The organism is Rhodococcus sp. JS3073 (assembly GCF_026810085.1).
In the GTDB taxonomy this organism is placed as follows: domain Bacteria; phylum Actinomycetota; class Actinomycetes; order Mycobacteriales; family Mycobacteriaceae; genus Rhodococcus_F; species Rhodococcus_F wratislaviensis.
Map to the genome: position 1 here is coordinate 45,308 of NZ_CP113952.1, position 17,492 is coordinate 62,799.

The following is a 17,492-nucleotide window of genomic DNA, read 5'->3' on the forward strand; positions in this document are numbered from 1 at the left end:
AAACTCCGTCCACCAACACAGACATAGCTGGTTCCATGGTCTCGTCCTTCCATCGTGACGGTCACGGACGCTCCATCGGACGTCCGCAACCAACACAACGGCATGACCCCGCAGCGCGCTATCGGCCGGAGACGGTCAGCGGTTTTGAGGGAACTATTCCGACAACCGCTCCGAAAACACGTCGTCAGCGCAGGACCTACGCGCAGATCGGCATAACCCGAGAATCGGAATAATCGAGGAAATTCCGACCTCGGAATTTCATCGACTTGCTGTTCTTCCACGTCGAGCAACTCCGGTACGTGGTCATCGAACTCAAGACCACGAAATTCGACCCGCGCGACGCCGGCCAACTTGGCTTCTATGTCGCCCTCGTCGAGGACCGGCTGCGCAGGCCCCAGCACCAGCCCACGGTCGGGATGCTGCTAGTGGCGGACAAGAACGAGTCCGTCGTCCGATACGCACTGGCCGGCACCACCCAGCCGATCGCCGTCTCCCGCTACGATCTCTCGCCCGCCGAGCAGGCCGCGCTCCCCGCCGAGGACGCCCTCACGCGCGCGGTCGCCCTCGAGCTCGACGACCACACCCCGCAGTCGCCGCACCCCCATCGGACACACTCGTCACGTGGTGGATCCGGTGTGTGATGTGGGACGTTCGTGTCCGATAGGGACCCCTCACGGGATCGCACACCCACCCCTGAGGTGGGTGTCAGGGCATCCGGATCACCCTGGCGCGGCAGGACATCGCACCTGCCCTGGACCGCAACGGGTCTCGGCGCGCGGCTGCGCGCACTCCGTGCGAGTGCGGCGCGGATCGGCTAGAGCGCACAATGACCGGCCGGTCAGTGGCGCGAGCGGGCCTGGTCCCCGGTCGGCATCGCCAGGACGGCAGCGAACGCCACTGTCAGCACCATCAGCAGGAGCAGCACATTCACGAGGCGATCCCCCGTCGGCGGTCAGCGGTGGCCGCCGGGCGGGCGGGGATACGGTCGTCGGCGAACATGGCCTCGATCCTCGACTTGATCTCCGCGGTACTCATGGCACCAGGGCGCCGCATCGGGCGTGTGGTGATCGAAGACGCCGGAGTCATCGAGGCTGTGGTCATGGGCCCTACCCTTCGTCGTGTCCGCGGACGGCACCCACCCGTGTGTGCACCACCATCACAGTTATGTGATCCGCTGCACATTTTCTGTTGCTGACGTTGTACACCACAGTCGTCCTCGACGCCACCCAGGCAGTGCCAACCGCCCCCGAACGCCCCCTGATGGGGACCGCATCCCCTTCGGCCCCGGCTGCGGGCCGACGCAGAGCGTGGACCACTCCACGAGATCACAGGCCCGCGCGGGCTGGCGGTGTGACGTGTGCAGACGCAACCTCAGACGACCACGTCCAGGAGCTCGGAGACGTCAACGTCGAGTAGGACATCCCACGAGACCGGGGCACCTGAATTGCGGAGCACCATCGCGTCCGGCCAGATGAAGGGGCTCGGCGTCCTCATCGTGACCCGCGAGTTCCGCCCCGCGAGAGGACCGTCAACATCGTCGGCCGAGTTGTGACACCCCGCAGTGCTGACCGCACACCATTCCATGGGACCTCACACGAGGATGCCACCCACGCCTGGGGGGGTTGGCCCGGCGTGTGCCGGCGACCCGCAGGGACAGCAGCCGGTTATCGTCGAAGACCTGTAATGAACCAAGGGGGGTATCGACCATGGCATCACCGACCACGACCGACATGGCGACGCTGCTGATGATCGACTCCGCATCTGCGCGGGACCGAGACGACGCCTTCGCCGTCACCCCGCTCGCCGACGGCCGCGGGTGGGCGGTCGAGGTTCACATCGCCGGTGTCGCCGACGTCGTCGGCCTGGGGTCGGTCGCCGACGAGCAGGCGTTCCTGCGAGCCGAGACCCGCTACCTGCCGGGCCGCACCATCCCGATGCTCGGCGAGACAGCCGAACAGGCTGCCACCCTGACCGCCGACGCCGCGCGGACCAGTCTGCGGGTCACCGGCACCCTCACCACCGACGGCCGGTTGGTGGACGTCACCGTCGCCCGCGGGCACATCCCCTCCGGAAGATGCGCGGCCATCGACCACGCCCAGGCGCCCGGCATCGTGACCGACCCGCAGCATCCGCTCCATGCCTGGTTGGCCGCGGCGGATGCCGCCGCGCAAGTTCTGCTCGGCGCCCGCCGCGACGGCGGGGCCCTGGCGTTCTACGACCTCACCCGCGGCTGGGCGAGCAGCGAGGACGGCGCCGTCGTCGCGATCGCCGCCGAACTGCGGACCGTCGCCTACGTCATCGTGCAAGAGCTGATGATCGCCACCAACGAGGCCGTCGCGTTGTGGTGTGTGGAGCAGGGGTTACCGATCCTGTTCCGCAACCACCGGACCAACCCCGTCGCCGGCAGCACCGACGAACTGATGAACGAGATCGCCGCCGCGGCCGGCGACCCGGACCTGTTCGCGAAACTCCGCGGACGCCTCCTGTCCACGCTGCGGGCCGCGACCTACCACCCGACGGTCCACGGCCACTACGGATTACGGCTCAGCGCCTACACCCATGTCACCTCACCGCTGCGCCGGGTGGCCGACCTGATCAACCAGCGGATCATTCTCGCCCACCTCGACCACACCCCCGCCCCCTACACCGGCGAGCAGCTCACCGCGCTCGGTGCCGATTTGAACCGGCGCACCCGCGCCGCCCGGGAGGCGAAGAAGAATCACTTCAAGCACGCCGACCACCGCCTCGTCGCCCAGGAGGCGGCACGCGATCTCACCGCCCTCGATGCCCGCACCTTCCACAAGGTCCTCAAATCTGCAGCCGCCGCGCCGCTTCGCGACGAGATCGCCACCGAACTCGCCCGCCGTGTCGACGCCGACCTGCTGACCGCCCCGGACGTCGCGGTCCTGATCGACGCCGCCGACCCCACCTGGCTGCCCCTCCAACTCCGCGTCCTGGACACCCTGGCCGAGACCCATCCGGAGATGGGCCCCAGCGTGGCGTCGGTGTGGCGGCAAACCCACCCCGACCAACCCCCCACCGACCTCGAGACCCGGCGCAACGGCGCCGACCACCACCCACTGTTCGCCGCCCGCGCCACCCACCTCGGCGTCCGCGGACCCTGGACCATCGCGGCTGCGAAAAAGCCGGCCGAACAGGCCGCCCTCTGGGCCGCATTACGCGCGCAGTTGACCGGCACCGACCACCCCGACCCGGAACCCGAATGGCCTGCAGCACCGCAGAACCCGCAGCCCCCGGCCACGCCCGCGTCCGCAGATCCCGGCCCGGCCATCCCCTCGCCACCGCACGATACGACCACGCTGACCGTACTGAACGTGGACGGGGCGAAGAAGTCCAAGGCCCTGTCCAACCCCATCGCCTGGCTGATGAGCCTCGCCCAGAACAACCATCAGCCCCCGCCCGAGTGGGAGATCCGCACCGACGGTCCCGCGCACGCACCCCGCTTCACCGCCACCGTGCACCTCGCCCGCCACACCGCCACCGCCGATGCGACCACGAAAACCGCGGCGAAGACCGCAGCAGCGGTCGCGCTCATCGAGGCACTCTTCGCCCGGCAATGATGGCGCCACGCGGTCTTGTGTAGACCGCGGCGACATTAGTCGGGCACCGGGGCGACTGAACCGCTGCCGGTCAGCATCCCGCGGGTAGCCGCCTTGAGGCGCGCCGACCGAAACAGGGGACGGCACTCTCGTGGCGGCCCGGACGAGAACGCCGTCGATCGATCGAAGCATCGACATCACCGGCGCCCTTCGATCCGAAAACGGAAATGACGCACCGGACACCACACCGCGGTTCGGGCGAGAGCAGGTCGTCGGGCAGCCGGTCGAGACCAGCGCGGATGCGAAATTTTCCGACCGATGTGTCAGGGGAGTGTCCGCACCGCCGCGTTGCGGTGCCGATGACCACTGACCGGCATCGCCGACATCGGCGCTACCCGCCTGATCGAGTGTCTTTGAATCCGCTTCGGTGCCGCTTTTTGCCCCCGCTCCCCACCCATCGGCAACCCATTTGGCAGCCTTGAACTGCAACTATGTTGCCACTCCCCCACTCCCCACTCAGAATCGACGAGCTGAGAAAATGTGTGTCCCGCTTCGGACACGAATACGGGACGGGAGCCGGTGGCTGGAGAGTATGGCCCGGCTCGGCACAGGGCGAGCGGACTGTGACCGGTGGCCTGCTGCAGGAGCTCGAACCTCAGCATCGAACAGCCATCACCTACACCGCTGTCCCGCCAGGCTCGATGCCCACTCCTCGAGGTCGCGCGCCCATCTCCGCCGAAGAACGAGGGACCCTCGACCCTCACCCGTGAGGAAGGCCACCGACACCGCGAATGTAGGGTCTTGAGGCCGACGGCATTTCGAGATGCGACGACCTGCGGGTTCATCTCGGGTCTCAGGGTATGGCCACCGCGATCTGTCTCAACTTAGTGGCATTTCTTCAGCGGGAAATTTGTCCCCCTCGTTGATGAGCGATGGCATGAACCCGTTCGTACGGGGTGCCCCGATTTGCGTAGCTGTACCGATCCGCCTCCGGCGGGCGATACACAGCGCAGGATGTGGTTTCCGTGGATCTTTACTTCTGGTTCCCAATTCCTGTGGCCGCTGTCCCCAACTCCCTGGCATGGTGGGACCCCTCCCTTTCCAGCAATCCGGAGGCGGAAGTCGGCCCCGGAGTGCGGAACCGAGTACTGGGAGGGCTACGGCCCACCTCCGGGGCGCTGTCGTTTGAGCGTCCGTGAGTCACTGGCATCGATCTCGCCCGAAGGCCGATGCGTCAGGTAAAGGCGGCATCCGCGTGGGCCGACCGTCAGCCCACGCGGATGCCCTCGTCGGCGAGAAACTTGCGGGCACGACCCAGTTGGCGGTCGGTGGAGAAGGCATACCACTGGTCGGCGAGGCTCTCCTGGTGGACGAGGTCGCGGAACCGACCGAACGCGCCCTTACCTTCGATCGCCCGCTCCAGCCGCTCCCGCAGCGCCGCATCATGGCACCGCTCGGCGAAGGCCGCCATGTCGTGCCAACCGTCCCGCGACCCGGTGCGGTCGAACCGGAGCCAACGGTCGGGCTCGGCCTCCACGTCGACGGCGGCATCCTCCCCGACCATCATCGGGTCGGTGCTGCCCTCGTCGTACACATCTCCGGTGCGCAGGTCGACGTAGCCACCGGTCGACATACCCGGATCCCCCTCCAGTTCGCTACCGAGCATCTCGAGGTCGACCGGCACCACCCGCCCTCTCAGCGGCTCGCCACGCAGACATGCGAGCAGGTCCTCGGCCAGCACCTCGTCACCCGCGCCGCCGCGCCAGGTCAGCCGGTTGATGACCGACACGGCCACCGGCTCGGCCTGCTCCCGTCGCTGTTCCAGCGCCATCGGTAGCCCGGCCCCCACCTGCTGCAGCGCGTCGTCGACGTCACGCCCTGTCACCGCGGCGAGGAAACGCGCGGCATCGGCTGCCGCGATGGCTTCGCGCAGCTCCGACACCTCGAGCGGGGGCACCTGCTCGAGCCCCGGCCACGCGTGCAACAGCATCGGATGCGGCTTGCTCGGTCGGCGCGGTGCTCGGCTGTCCCCGTCGTCGCCATCCCACCGCCGCCCGTACTGGTCCGGGATGCAGCCCCAGCCCCAGTACGGCATCGGAGCCTCAGGGCGGATACCCAACACTTCCATGGGGTCGACCTTCTCCTTCCCGACCACACAGCGGTGGGTCCAGTCATCACCCAGGTCGAAGGTGAACTGAAACTCCGCTCCCGGCACCAGGGTCCGAACGACCTTGGCCGACTCGATGTCTACCGTCTCCGTGATCGGCCCACCCATCGACGAAACCATCTCGGCCCCGGTCTCCGCGTCGGTGACCACTCGTCCATCGGCAAGGGTGAACATCGACAGGTGCGCCCGGTCCCACCGGGCGAAGGCGTCGTTGACGGCATTCGCGAGGTCCATGAAGGTGTGCGACGGTCCGACCGCGAAGATGCGCCCGGGCCACGGCCATAATTCTTCGCCCCGCCCGCCGAGCAGCTCCACCGTCACCGACAACCACGTTCTCGCCATTCCCCGAGCATGGCATGCGGGCCGCGGCGCCGTCCGGCAGCCGCAGACATGCCGTCTCACCCCCTTGGCCAACTGGTCACCGAGTGGCCAACTTTGATGAGATTTGGCCACGATTTCTGATTCCCTACATCCACCGACACCGCGAAGACGCGGAACCGGACCTCTCGGCACCTATCGCAACTTATAGAGGTTTATGGAATCTTTCCCATAAACCTCTATACTTACCGATATGGATCCCGCGCTGAACCCGTTCAAACCCGGTTCCGGCCTGCGACCCCCGGCTCTGGAGGGCCGGGACCGGGAGCGCCAGGAGTTCGATCTGCTCGTCGCCCGCAGCGAGCGAGGCAACTATGACCGCGGGATGGTGCTCTCCGGGCTCCGCGGGGTCGGCAAGACCACCCTGCTCAACAACCTGGCCGAGCACGCCGAGCGCCACGGTTGGTTGGCGATCACCATCGAGGCCAGACCGAACGAGGCCGGGATCGCCGCGGTCCGCGCCCGCCTCGGCTACGAACTCGCCGTCGGTCTGCGCCGCTTCAGCCGCAAACATCAGCTGCACAAGGTCATCGACGATCTCGTCTCCCTCGCGAGGGGTTTCACCCTCGGTGTCGGCCTGGGCCCGGCCAAGATCGAAATCGCCCTCGGTGGGCGTGCCGCCAGCGGCGACATCGACCTCGACCTCGAGGAGTTGGTCGAAGCGATCAGCGACGTCATGCGGAAGAAGGGTGCCGCGTTCGGACTGTTCATCGACGAAATGCAGGACCTCGACCCTGATTTGCTCGGTGCCCTGCTCGCGGTGCAGCACCGTGCCAGCCAACGTGAATGGCCGTTCTTCGTCATCGGTGCCGGTCTGCCCAGCCTGCCGGCGGTGCTCGCCGACAGTCGCTCCTACGCCGAACGGCAATTCTCCTACCGGACCATCGGCCCGCTCTCCCCGGCCGATGCCGCCGACGCGCTCCGGGTGCCGGTCGAGGCGCACGGGGGTGCGTTCACCCCGGACGCGCTCGAGATCGTCGTCGAAGCCAGCGGCGGTTACCCGTACTTTCTGCAAGAGTTCGGTAAGGCGATCTGGCACACCGCCCCCACCTCCCCCTTCGATTCTGAGGACGCCCACCTCGCGGTCGAGGAGGGCCGTCGAGCGTTGGACGACGGGTTCTTTCCGTCTCGGTGGATCCGGGCCACCGATCGGGAGCGCCGGTACCTGCGCGCCATCGCGGAAGCCGGGGAACCCACTCCTCGGTCCGGGAAGGTCGCCGCAGCCATGGGGGTGGCGACGACCGCGGTCAGCGATGTCCGTGATTCCGCCATCAAGAAGGGCCTCGTCTGGTCTCCCGAGCACGGTCGCATCGCGTTCACCGTCCCGGGAATGGCCGACTTCATTCGACGCCAGCCCACCGCCTGATACTCCTACACTCACACGCCATCGGCTCTCGCGGCGCGCGCCGACACACTGCAGAAGAAAAAGGTGTGTTGCCTGAGAAAAACACCCGAGGCACGGGGAAACGTCCTTCGACAGCAGACACCCGTACTCACGAGTGAGCAGTCACCTGCAGTTCACGAGCGAGATGATGGCCTTGCTTGTGCGCCGGGTCATCCGGGGCCGACCGGCCGAAGCGGTCATCCCCGCTACCCTTTTCGGGTATGGGGATCACCTTCCACGGGCCGAGTCCGTGGCCGCACATCACCCGCGCCATCCGCACGCGCGGACCTCGGCAGGGCGCGATCGCCTACCTCGGCCAGGACGCGCCCACTCTGCTGCCGCTGCGTGCCGGGGACGTCCTCGTCGTCAACGCCTCGAGGGCCGCGGTGCGCACACGCCACCTCCCCGGCCGCGCTCGCGCACTACGTGGACGCCGGGGTGCGGGTGCTGTCGTCACCGAATCTGCACGCCAATGTGATTGTCACCGATCGGCGGGCGGTCATCGGTTCCGCCAACGCCTCCCACAGCTCCACCATCGCCGACGAGGCCGTCATCATCACCGACGACCCCGACATTGTCGCCGCCGTGCGGAAGTTCATCGACGGTATCGAGGAGATCACCGAGGTCGATCACGTGTTTCTCGACAACGCCACCGCCATCTGGCAGATCGGCCGCGCCGTCCCCTGCCCGGGATCGGCGGCCGCAACCGTGCCGAACCCGAATTCCTGCCCACCCCGGTAACCCGGATGTTCCTGTGGCACATCACCGACTACCAACCCGGCTAGGCGGAAGAACACGAGCGGGCGGCCCACACCAGCCGCCGCCGTACGTCTGCGGGGCCGGCGGCGAAGTACCAGCTCGAATGGTTCCGCATCGACACCCCCGGCGGCCGCGGGCAGCTCCAGCGCGGTGACGACTGGCGGTCGGTAGGTCGGTATTCCAAACCTGCAGTATTCCTGGGCGATTCCGACATGTTTCGAGGACTTCGGGGCGGTCCGCGTTCGCCCAGTTACCCCACTCGCGAGTGACCCGGTGAGCGCCCCGGCAATGGGAATGTCACCGGACGGGGTTAACGGGACGGCGCTGGTCAGCGAGTTCCAGTCATGGGCCGGCTATCGGGACGTGCCGGTCATGGTTCGGTAATTGACACTTTTGGACTGGTCGATGAGTTCATCCTTGTTGCCGGCGGCGTGCGAGTCGTTTTTCGACCCCGCAGGCCGCCGGTTTCTCAGGGACGGAGCCGGTGGATATCCCGGGGGAAGAGGGTGGCGTACCGGATGTTGTCGGCTTGGAGTAGGCGCGACACCCAGCGTTCGAGGCCGATGGCGAAGCCGCCGTGTGGGGGCATGCCATGTCCCATCGCTTCGAGATATGGGGCGTACGCGGCCGGGTCCTCACCGCGGGCGGCCAGTGCCGCGGTGTAGTCGGCATGGTTGTGCAGGCGTTGCCCACCGGTGACGAGTTCGAGACCACGAAAGAGCAGGTCGAATGAGTTCGTCCACCGCTGGTCGCTGGGCTGTGGGTGGGTGTAGAACGGCCGTTTGACGGCCGGATACCCCTCGACGGCAAGGAAGTCCGAATCGAACTGCGACTTTGCCCACTTGCCGAGCAGACGCTCGTGCTCGGGCGTCAGGTCGGGCTCGTCGGGCGGGGCGCCGACGAGGTCGAGGGCTTCGGCGAAGTGCAGGACCGGGATTTGTTCGGGCACGATCGGCAGCTCGGCGCCCACGGTGTCTACGGCGCGGCTGGCGGTGTTACGGATCTGCTCGATCATGGCGGCGAGGGTGTCGCGCAGCAGGGTCAGAACGTCGCGGTGGTCGTCGATGAACCCGAATTCGGCGTCCAGGGAGACGTATTCCGCGAGGTGTCGGGCGGTGTCGTGGGGTTCGGCGCGGAAGACCGGGCCGATTTCGTAGACCCGCTCGAAGACTCCGGTGAGGACCTGTTTGTAGAGCTGGGGTGATTGCGCGAGGTAGGCGGTCTTCCCGAAGTAGTCCAGCGTGAACACGTTGGCCCCGGATTCGGTGGACTGGTCGACAATCTTCGGGGTTGTGACCTCGGTGAACCCGATGCTGTCGAGGTGGCGGCGGAACCCGGTCATCGAGGCGGCGGCGATCTTCCACACGGCGCGGCGTGTGGGGTGGCGCCAGGTCAGTGCCGCGTGATCGAGGACGGTGGGCAGGGTGGCGTTGAGGGTCGGTCGCCACAGTTCGATCGGTTGCGGCTGAGACGGCGCACTCAGGGCACTGAGGGTCGGGTCGACGATCTCGACTCCGCCGGGTGCCTTCCCGTTTTCGGTCAGTGCCCCGGTGACGCGAACAACGGTTTCCTCCGGCAGGCGTGCGATATGGTCGCGGACCGTGGGATCGGTGATCACGACCTGCGCGAATCCGGAGCGGTCACGGACAATGACGAACGTGACGGTCGCGAGTTGTCGACGACGATGAATCCACCCCTCCACGGTCACCGATTCGGTGCCAGTGAGTGCGGGTAGTGCTGAACAAAGGCTGCGTGGCATCAGATTTCACCTCCTGGTTGTATCCCCGGGAGGTGTGGGCGATCGGGTCCGTCGCGGTGCCACCACACCTTCGCAGCCTCAACTTCGGCTGCCTCTGATGGTCAAGTTTGTTGATCGGTGACCGGGCCGACGCGGCTCGGAGTTCGTCACACTCGTCGCAGCCGCATCATTGAGTCTAGCGGTTGCAGGCCTGGCTCTGTCAACTCGATCTGGTTCTGGCCCACTTTCCGTGATGGTTTCTGAGTGTGTCAGTGGCTGAGGAGTATTCGTTTGCGTAGGAGGTCGAATCCGGCACGTCCGTACATCTGTCGTTTGAGCATTCTGATTCTATTTACGTTGCCTTCGACAGCACCGGAGTTGTAGGGCAGGGTCAGCCCGTTGAGGACGGCGGCGTGGTCGCGTTCGATTCCCCGGACAAATCGGTGCAGGTGCGGCAGATCGTCCGATGCGGCGGCCGCCATCCAGGAGCCCAGACGGTCGCCGTGGCGGCCGGTCAGCATCTCGGCGAAGGAGGTGACGTGCGCGGCGGTGGTCTCGAGGTGTTGGCAGCTGGCGAGAACTTGTTTGAGTCCGAGTTGCTCGTCGTCGGTGAGGTTGTCGGGATGGTGCAGCATCCACGAGGTGACGGTCCGAACCTTCGGGATTTTCGGTGTGGCAGGCGGGGCCGCACCGACGTTGCGGAACGGGCGGAGGTAGTCGCGGACGGTGGCGTAGCTGCCGCGATAGCCCAAGGCCCGGATCTCGTCGAAAAGGGTGAGGGCGGTCGTGCATCCGTCGTTCCATCGCTCGTGCAGGTGCTCGGTGAATTCGTCCAACACGGTGCGCCGGCCTGCCCGCGGTGTGGCCAGCAGTTCGTCGATGCTGCCGGCGCGGTAGTACCGGCGCACGGTTTCCTTGGCGAGTCCGAGCTCCCGCTGGATCGGTTTGATCCCCTTGCCCTGGGCCTTGAGCGCGGCGACGGCCTCGTAGCGGCGCTTGGTGCGGGCGACGAGGACGGATTGTTCTCGGCGTGCGGTGTGCGCCTGTTCGGCGGCCCGCCGGAGGTCTTCCGCGGCGGTGCGTTCGATGATGGGTTCGGGGTCGACTGCGGCGTTGGCGCGGAGGCAACCATAATGGGCGGCAACGGTTTTCTCCACGGCTTCGGCCAGGTTGTGCCATAGGTGCCAGCGGTCGGCGACCTCGATCGCGTCGGGGGCTCCGGTGCGCGCCCCTTCGGCGTACGCGCCGGCGCGATCGCGGCACACTACGGTCGTGCCCGGGTGTGCGGTCAGCCAGTCGGCGAAGGTATCGGCCTTCCGGTCGGCGAGGACGTCGACGGGCCGGTGGGTGGCCATGTCGATCAGGACGGTGCCATACCGGTGCCGCCGGCGCAGGGCGAAGTCGTCGACACCGAGGACCTCCACCGTTGCCGCCGGCGGGTCCGGAAGCGCACGGACAAGTCGTAGCAGGGTGCTGCGTCCGACATGCACGCCCAGTGCTGTCGCCAGTCGTGCTCCGGCGCGGCCGGCCAGCGCCAGCCCGATCCTTTCGAGGGTTCCCCGCAGCAGTGGGGTGCGTCGCGCATATCGCGTGGTCACACCGTCGATCTGCTCGGCGAAGGTGCGGCGCTCGCAGTCGGCGGTCAGACACAGGAAGCGCCGCACCCGCAGGACGAGGCGACTCGGCCGATTCCCGATCGCGGTGTCGGCCACCGTGCGTTCGTATCGGCTGTGCACCCGATCGGAGGTGTCACCGCAGGCCGGGCAGGACGCCGACACCGACAGTGCGGAAGCGCGAATGCTCACCCCGCCCCCAGCGACGTCGATCGAATCGATCGCCACACCCACCAGGTGGGGAAGAAAAACACGCAGGTCACAACAGCTTCCAGAACACCAGCAAGATCATCTCCCGCGCATTCCACGTCTCACCGGAACGACACGCCGCCACGATGGACCATCACGGAAAGTGGGCCAGAACCACTTCAGACTGCCAGAGCCACCATGCCGTAGGTTGCGTGGAAATGATGATTCAGATATGACGCATCCGTGAAGCACCGCTTCACGGCGAGAGCGCCGATGCTGTGCTCAGAAAGCCGTGGGTCGCACAGTTCACGATGCAACGCTTGGAGCCGCGGGCTGCGGATCAGGCCACGAACACTCTGACCGTCAGCTGCCATGCATCGTTGCAGTGTTCGCACGGACACGTGGAAATTTGCGCGAAACTCAACCGGCTTGTCCCTGAACAGGTATCCCGATCCTGCAGATCAACAATGCACTAATAATCGTGACGCCGTTCGATGACCCAGGCAGCGACCTGAGCTCGCGAGGTGAATCCTAGTTTGGCCAGGATGTGCTCGACATGGCCTTGTGCGGTTCGCGGTGAGATGACCAGCCGAGCAGCGATTGACTGATTCGTCAGGCCTTCGGCGACGAGATCGGCGACCTGTCTTTCCCGCTTGGTCAATGGCGTCGATGTTTCGACGGCACGGCTAGCGTTGCCTGAGGTTTGTTCGTGAAGCGCGTAGGCGATTGCCTGGTCGAAGCTGAGGTGCTCACCCTTGCGATAAGCCTCGGTGAAGGTATCGTTCCCGAGCCTTTGGCGCGTCCAATTGACGCAATCATCTTGGTATCGCAGCAAGTTCGGATGGACGATCGCCGGGCTTCCTATCGATCGCGCCAGCTCTTCCGCCGCTCCCAGCAGTACTGCGCTTCGATGAGCGTCGCGCTGTTCGCCTGCGATCCAGGCCAGTGCCTCCAGGCATGTCGTGGCAAGGCGAGGACTGTGCACGGTCCGGGCCAACTTCAGCGCCTCGTCGAAGTGCCGTACCGCTCGTTCGGTGTCACCCTGCCGCCACACAGCAATTCCCAAGGCCCACAGAGAATACGACCGGTACATCTTCTCGCCGCTCGCTTCTGTGGTCTCCACCGCGCGCTCGAGGCATTCGACAGCTTTGTCTGTCAAGCCCGCCAATGCGTAGGACAAACCTAGCGGGTAGGGGATACTGGTTTCGGGCGTACGTTCGTTGTGTTCGCGGACTTGCGCGAGGGCGGTTTCGAGATGGGGATACGCATCCTCAGGTTTCCCGCTGTAAAGGGCGAGCATGCCGTCGGCGTAGGACACAACCGCGAGCCTCATGGGGTCGCTGGTGTCCGCGGTGAGCGTGTGTATCTCGTCGACGAGTGCAGCCCCGGCATGCAGATCGCCCTGCATGCTCGCCATCACGCTGGCGCTGTAGAGCGCCTTGATTTGTGGTGGTGTCGGCGGACCGCTGTAGCCGGCGAGTAAGTGGCGAAACCAGCGTCGGCCTTCGTCGTAGAGGCCTTGGGAGGTCCAGAACGGTCGGAGTGCGACGGCGATGCTCAGACCGGCGTCGGGGTCCTCGTCGTCGACGCAGAACTCGAGCGCCGTGCGGATGTTCGGTAGTTCGCGCTTCAGGCGGGCGATCCAGTCGAGCTGGTGTGAGCTGATCCACTCCGCCTCCGCCTCGAGCGCTAACGCCTCGTACCAGTCCCGGTGCCGTCGACGTAGGGTCGTCTTCTCCCCGGTCTGCTCGAGTTTCGAGTTCCCGTAGTCGCGCAGGGTTTCGAGCAGGCGGAACCGCACACCCGACTCGTATTCCTCTCGGATCAGGATCGACTTGTCCACCAACGAGGTCACTGCGTCCAGGATCTCTTCCGATGTCAGGTCCGTCCCGCACACCTGTTCGGCCGCCTCCAGTTCGAAGCTACTGGCGAACACCGACAGGCGTCCCCACACCAGTTGGTCGTGGGCGGTGCACAACTCGTAACTCCAGTCGATACACCAGCGCAGGGTCTGTTGCCGCGTCGGCGCGCCTCTGAGGCCGTGGGTCAGCAGGGTGTAGCGGTCGGTCAGACGCTGCAGGATCTGCTCGGTCGACATCGCCCGCAGCCGGGCCGCAGCCAACTCGATCGGCAAGGGCAGACCGTCGAGCCGGTGACAGATCCCTGCCACTGCACGCGCGTTGTTGTCGGTGAGCGCAAAACCGGGAACGGCGACAGCGGCCCGTTCGGCGAAAAGCGTCACTGCATCATATGCGGGCAATCCCCGAAGCGACGGCGGCCGCTCGGGATCCGGCAGGGCCAAAGGCGGCACCCGCAGCACCGCCTCCCCGCCGATGACCAGGGGCTCGCGGCTGGTGGCGAGCACCCGCACCCCCGGACAGGCCTGCAACAAGGTCTCGGCCAGTTCCGCGGCCGCGCCCACGATGTGCTCACAGTTGTCGAGGACGAGCAGGAGTTCGCGGGTCCCGATGTACTCCACCAAAACCTCACGCAACGGCCGTGCCGAGTGGTGCTGAATCCTCAGGGCCCCGGCCACCGCGTCCACCAGCAACGACTCGTCGCGCAGCTCCCCGAGCTCCACCAGCCACACCCCGTTGGCGTACTCGCGTCCTACGCTCGCGGCGGCCCGTAACGCCAGGCGCGTCTTGCCGACACCTCCGATTCCGGTCAAGGTCACCAGTCGGGACTGCGCCAGCAGATTCCTCGTCTCGGTGAGTTCATGCCGGCGGCCGACGAAACTGGTCAATTCCAGTGGAAGATTCCCTGTAGGTGAGGCGCCTGATGGACGACGTCCACCACCAACTGGCGCCCCTCTTCGGCCGCTTCCCTGCGTGTCGGGTGTGGTGTGTAACGCCATCTCGTCGACCAGGATGTCGTGGTCCCTTTGAAGTTGTCTCAGTTGCTCACCGAAGTCGGACGCGGTCGCGGGGCGTTGATCGGGGGTGCGGGACATTGCGCGGGAGATCACCGCGGACACGTCATCAGGGATCCCGTGCTCGGTCAGGTCGGGAACCGGTTGGGTGGTGATCCGCAGAAACTGGGCGACGACCTGCTCACCGCTACGGCGTTCGAAGGCGGCGTGACCGGTGAGGGCGCTGAACAGGGTGGCGCCGAGCGAATAGATGTCGGAAGCCGGGCTCGGCGGTTTCCCCGCGAGCACCTCTGGCGCGGTATACGCCGGTGACCCGGTGATAGCACCGGTAGCGGTCTCGAAGCCACCGGCGACGTGCGCTATGCCGAAGTCGGCCAATTGGGGCTCGCCGTAGTCGGTGATCAGAATGTTCGCGGGCTTGACGTCGCGGTGGAGGATGCCCTGTCGATGCGTGGTCTCGATCGCGCCGGCGACCTTCACCCCGAGCTGCAGCGCTTCGTCTAACGGCAACGCACCTTGTCCGCGGATCCGCACGTCGAGCGAATCCTGTGAGTGGTAGGGCATCACGATGAAGGGAAGCCCCCTGTCGGTGGCACCGACCTGCAGAATGTGGACGATGTTCGGATGCCCGGTCAGCCGTCCCATCGCTCGCTGTTCGCGGAAGAATCGCGCCCGGCTCTGCTCGTCGAGTTCGACGGTCAGAACCTTCACGGCGACTGTGCGATCCAATTCGGCCTGGGTGCAGCGGTAGACGACACCGAATCCGCCACGGCCGATCTCCTCAGCGTTATCGAAGCCGACTCCCACCAGGTCGGCAGCCGGGGAGACCGGATGCCGCTGTGTGTCGAGCGGATCACCTGCACCCATCGGAACGGTCTACTCACTCCGCCGGCTCGTAGTTGTCGTGCGCTGGTCCCGACGGCACGACCAGTGCAGATTGATCTGTACTCTCCTCTCGATGATGCGTCCAGGATATCGCCGCCACCAGTTGTCGCGAGCATCGCCGCGGGCGGCCTGAGCGGTTTCGCGGAGGGCGGGCCTGCCCCGGATTTCGCCGGGGCCTGCCCTCCGACTGCGACTCGGCCCCTGATGGTCGGGCCAGCGGCCGTGGTCGGGCTCTGTCCGCGCCGTAACAGACCGGAAGGTTTCACTCCCGGGAAGTCCCGTGGTCCGATCCGGCGCTTTTCGAGGTTCGCCCCTTCCGATCTGTGCGGGGCGCGACCGACGGAGTCATTCAGTCCGTGCCCCGCGGGGGTCCGCCTAGATCGCTCGCCCGTCCCCGCCTGGCATCGAGTGGCTCGCTGTAATGTTGTGGCGTCGCTGGTGCCGCTGCGCGTTCAAGTGTTCGGGGTTCGCTTGCAGCAGAGCTTTTTGCGACAGCTGATTGTTGGTGCCCGTCGACATCGTCGAGGTTGCGGTTGTGTGTGTTTGCTCCGAAGGTGCCGATGATCAGCCCGGCAAGTGTCGAGAACAGGGCAGCTGCTCCGAAAGCGCCGGCGAAGCCCAGCACGGTGACGATTGCCGCCGTGATGAAGCCACTGGCGATGCCCGCGGCTCGGCCGACGCCGTTGGCGAGGCCGGCCCCGGATCCACGCAGGGCAGTCGGGAAGTTTTCAGGCAGGTAGGCGTACAGCACCTGGAAGGTCGTCACGAAGAACAGTTGGGTCAAGAAGCCCGATACAACGAGGGTGGCGTAGTTGTGGGTGTATGCGAAGGCAGTCACTGCTGCGGCGGCGAGCATGCACAGGACCATGCAGGTCCGCTTCCGCTCCCATCGATCGGTGATCGGCAACGCGAGAAGCGTTGCTGCCAGTGGTGAGGCCGACAGGACGGTAGTCACGGTCAGCGCAGCAGAAATGGTGAGTCCGCGATCGACCAGCAAGGTCGGTACCCAGTTGTTGAAACCGTAGTAGCCCAAGAGGAAGAAGGTCATCGCGACGCAGAGCACTACCGTGCGGCGACGGTATCGGGCGGTGAACAAGTTGCTCATCGGTTGCGGAGTGGTGGGGGCGGCAGGTGCGGGCGCGGGCAGCGGGGAACCGGTGCGTGCGATCACGTGCTGCTCGAGAGTTGTCACGAGCTGGTCGGTGCGGGCGGTCTTGCCGTTGGTTTCGTCCCAGTGCACGGATTCCGGCAACAGTTTTGGCACAAAGATCACGGCGAGCAGTCCGATGCCTCCGAAAACGAACACCCAGCGCCAGGTCTCGGGTCCGGCGGGGACGACGATGCGGGCGGCGAGTGCCATGGGGGGCATACCGAGGGAGCCCAGGCCGATGACGAGGGAGATGTACCGGCCACGGGACACGCGGGGGAACATTTCGGTGACGTAGACCAGGACGACACCGACGACGGCCTGCAGGCCCGCACCTGTCAGGGTCCGAAGGATGATGAACACCTCGTAGTTGGGCGATAATGCGGACAGGATGGAGGCGACCGAGAAGACGATCGTCCCCGCAATCAGCGTGGGCCGGCGTCCGAATTTGTCGGACAGTCTGCCTCCGAGTACAGCGCCGATCGCCATTCCCGCGAAGGTGCACGAGGTCACGGCGCCAATTTGTGTGGTCGACAGCTGCCACGTTTGACGCATAGCGGGCATCGCGTAGGACAGGCTGAATATGTCGGCCCAGTCGCATGCATAGATAAAGCTGAGAAGTGCTATCCATACCCGGTGAGAGCGGGTGATTCGGGGGAGGCGCTCGAGCCGGGCGGACGGCGATACAGAATGCGTGGTCGGGGAGCTGCTCGGGGGGTCGACGATGTCCATGGGGGCTCTCCTAGAGGAGACAGGCTGGGGTTGGGGAGTTGCGAACTGGGCTGGCTTTGGGGCCAGTG

General features: G+C 66.1%; 9 protein-coding genes and 2 pseudogenes. 4 read left to right on the plus strand and 7 right to left on the minus strand.

Annotation, left to right across the window (positions count from 1 at the left end; genetic code table 11):
• Positions 1-257: 257 nt before the first annotated feature.
• Positions 258-641: pseudogene (locus OYT95_RS38305) on the plus strand (PDDEXK nuclease domain-containing protein); the annotation flags it as partial.
• Positions 642-927: 286 nt separating this feature from the next.
• Here OYT95_RS38305 and OYT95_RS38310 read toward each other — a convergent pair.
• Positions 928-1,101, minus strand: a complete 174-nt coding sequence (locus tag OYT95_RS38310; RefSeq protein WP_268792823.1) for a hypothetical protein — start codon at positions 1,099-1,101, stop codon at positions 928-930.
• Positions 1,102-1,706: 605 nt separating this feature from the next.
• On the opposite strand from OYT95_RS38310, the gene OYT95_RS38315 reads away from it, so the two are divergent.
• On the plus strand, positions 1,707-3,581 hold the full coding sequence (locus OYT95_RS38315) for an RNB domain-containing ribonuclease (protein WP_268792824.1): 1,875 nt from the start codon (positions 1,707-1,709) through the stop codon (positions 3,579-3,581).
• A gap of 1,246 nt (positions 3,582-4,827) precedes the next feature.
• On the opposite strand, the gene OYT95_RS38320 is transcribed toward OYT95_RS38315, so the two are convergent.
• Positions 4,828-6,069, minus strand: coding sequence for a UPF0158 family protein (locus OYT95_RS38320; RefSeq protein WP_268792825.1), 1,242 nt, complete (start codon positions 6,067-6,069; stop codon positions 4,828-4,830).
• 229 nt (positions 6,070-6,298) lie between these two features.
• On the opposite strand from OYT95_RS38320, the gene OYT95_RS38325 reads away from it, so the two are divergent.
• Both OYT95_RS38325 and OYT95_RS38330 read left to right on the plus strand, forming a co-directional pair.
• Entirely contained in the window at positions 6,299-7,471 is a 1,173-nt protein-coding gene (locus tag OYT95_RS38325) for an ATP-binding protein (RefSeq protein WP_268792826.1), read from the plus strand.
• A 239-nt stretch (positions 7,472-7,710) separates the two neighbouring features.
• Positions 7,711-8,403: pseudogene (locus OYT95_RS38330) on the plus strand (phosphatidylserine/phosphatidylglycerophosphate/cardiolipin synthase family protein); the annotation flags it as partial.
• Between the two features lie 314 nt (positions 8,404-8,717).
• On the opposite strand, the gene aspS reads toward OYT95_RS38330, so the two are convergent.
• The 5 genes from aspS to OYT95_RS38350 all read right to left on the minus strand — a co-directional run bounded on the left by aspS (position 8,718) and on the right by OYT95_RS38350 (position 17,424).
• Complete coding sequence (aspS, locus tag OYT95_RS38335) at positions 8,718-10,007, minus strand: aspartate--tRNA(Asn) ligase (RefSeq protein ID WP_268792827.1); 1,290 nt, start codon at positions 10,005-10,007, stop codon at positions 8,718-8,720.
• 248 nt (positions 10,008-10,255) lie between these two features.
• Positions 10,256-11,827 (minus strand): ISL3 family transposase, encoded by a 1,572-nt coding sequence (locus OYT95_RS38340; protein ID WP_328286585.1) that lies wholly within the window; start codon positions 11,825-11,827, stop codon positions 10,256-10,258.
• Between the two features lie 140 nt (positions 11,828-11,967).
• Positions 11,968-12,189 (minus strand): hypothetical protein, encoded by a 222-nt coding sequence (locus OYT95_RS44860; protein ID WP_442972595.1) that lies wholly within the window; start codon positions 12,187-12,189, stop codon positions 11,968-11,970.
• A 71-nt stretch (positions 12,190-12,260) separates the two neighbouring features.
• On the minus strand, positions 12,261-15,527 hold the full coding sequence (locus tag OYT95_RS38345; RefSeq protein WP_268792829.1) for a protein kinase domain-containing protein: 3,267 nt from the start codon (positions 15,525-15,527) through the stop codon (positions 12,261-12,263).
• 367 nt (positions 15,528-15,894) lie between these two features.
• Positions 15,895-17,424 (minus strand): MFS transporter, encoded by a 1,530-nt coding sequence (locus OYT95_RS38350; RefSeq protein ID WP_268792830.1) that lies wholly within the window; start codon positions 17,422-17,424, stop codon positions 15,895-15,897.
• Positions 17,425-17,492: the final 68 nt, after the last annotated feature.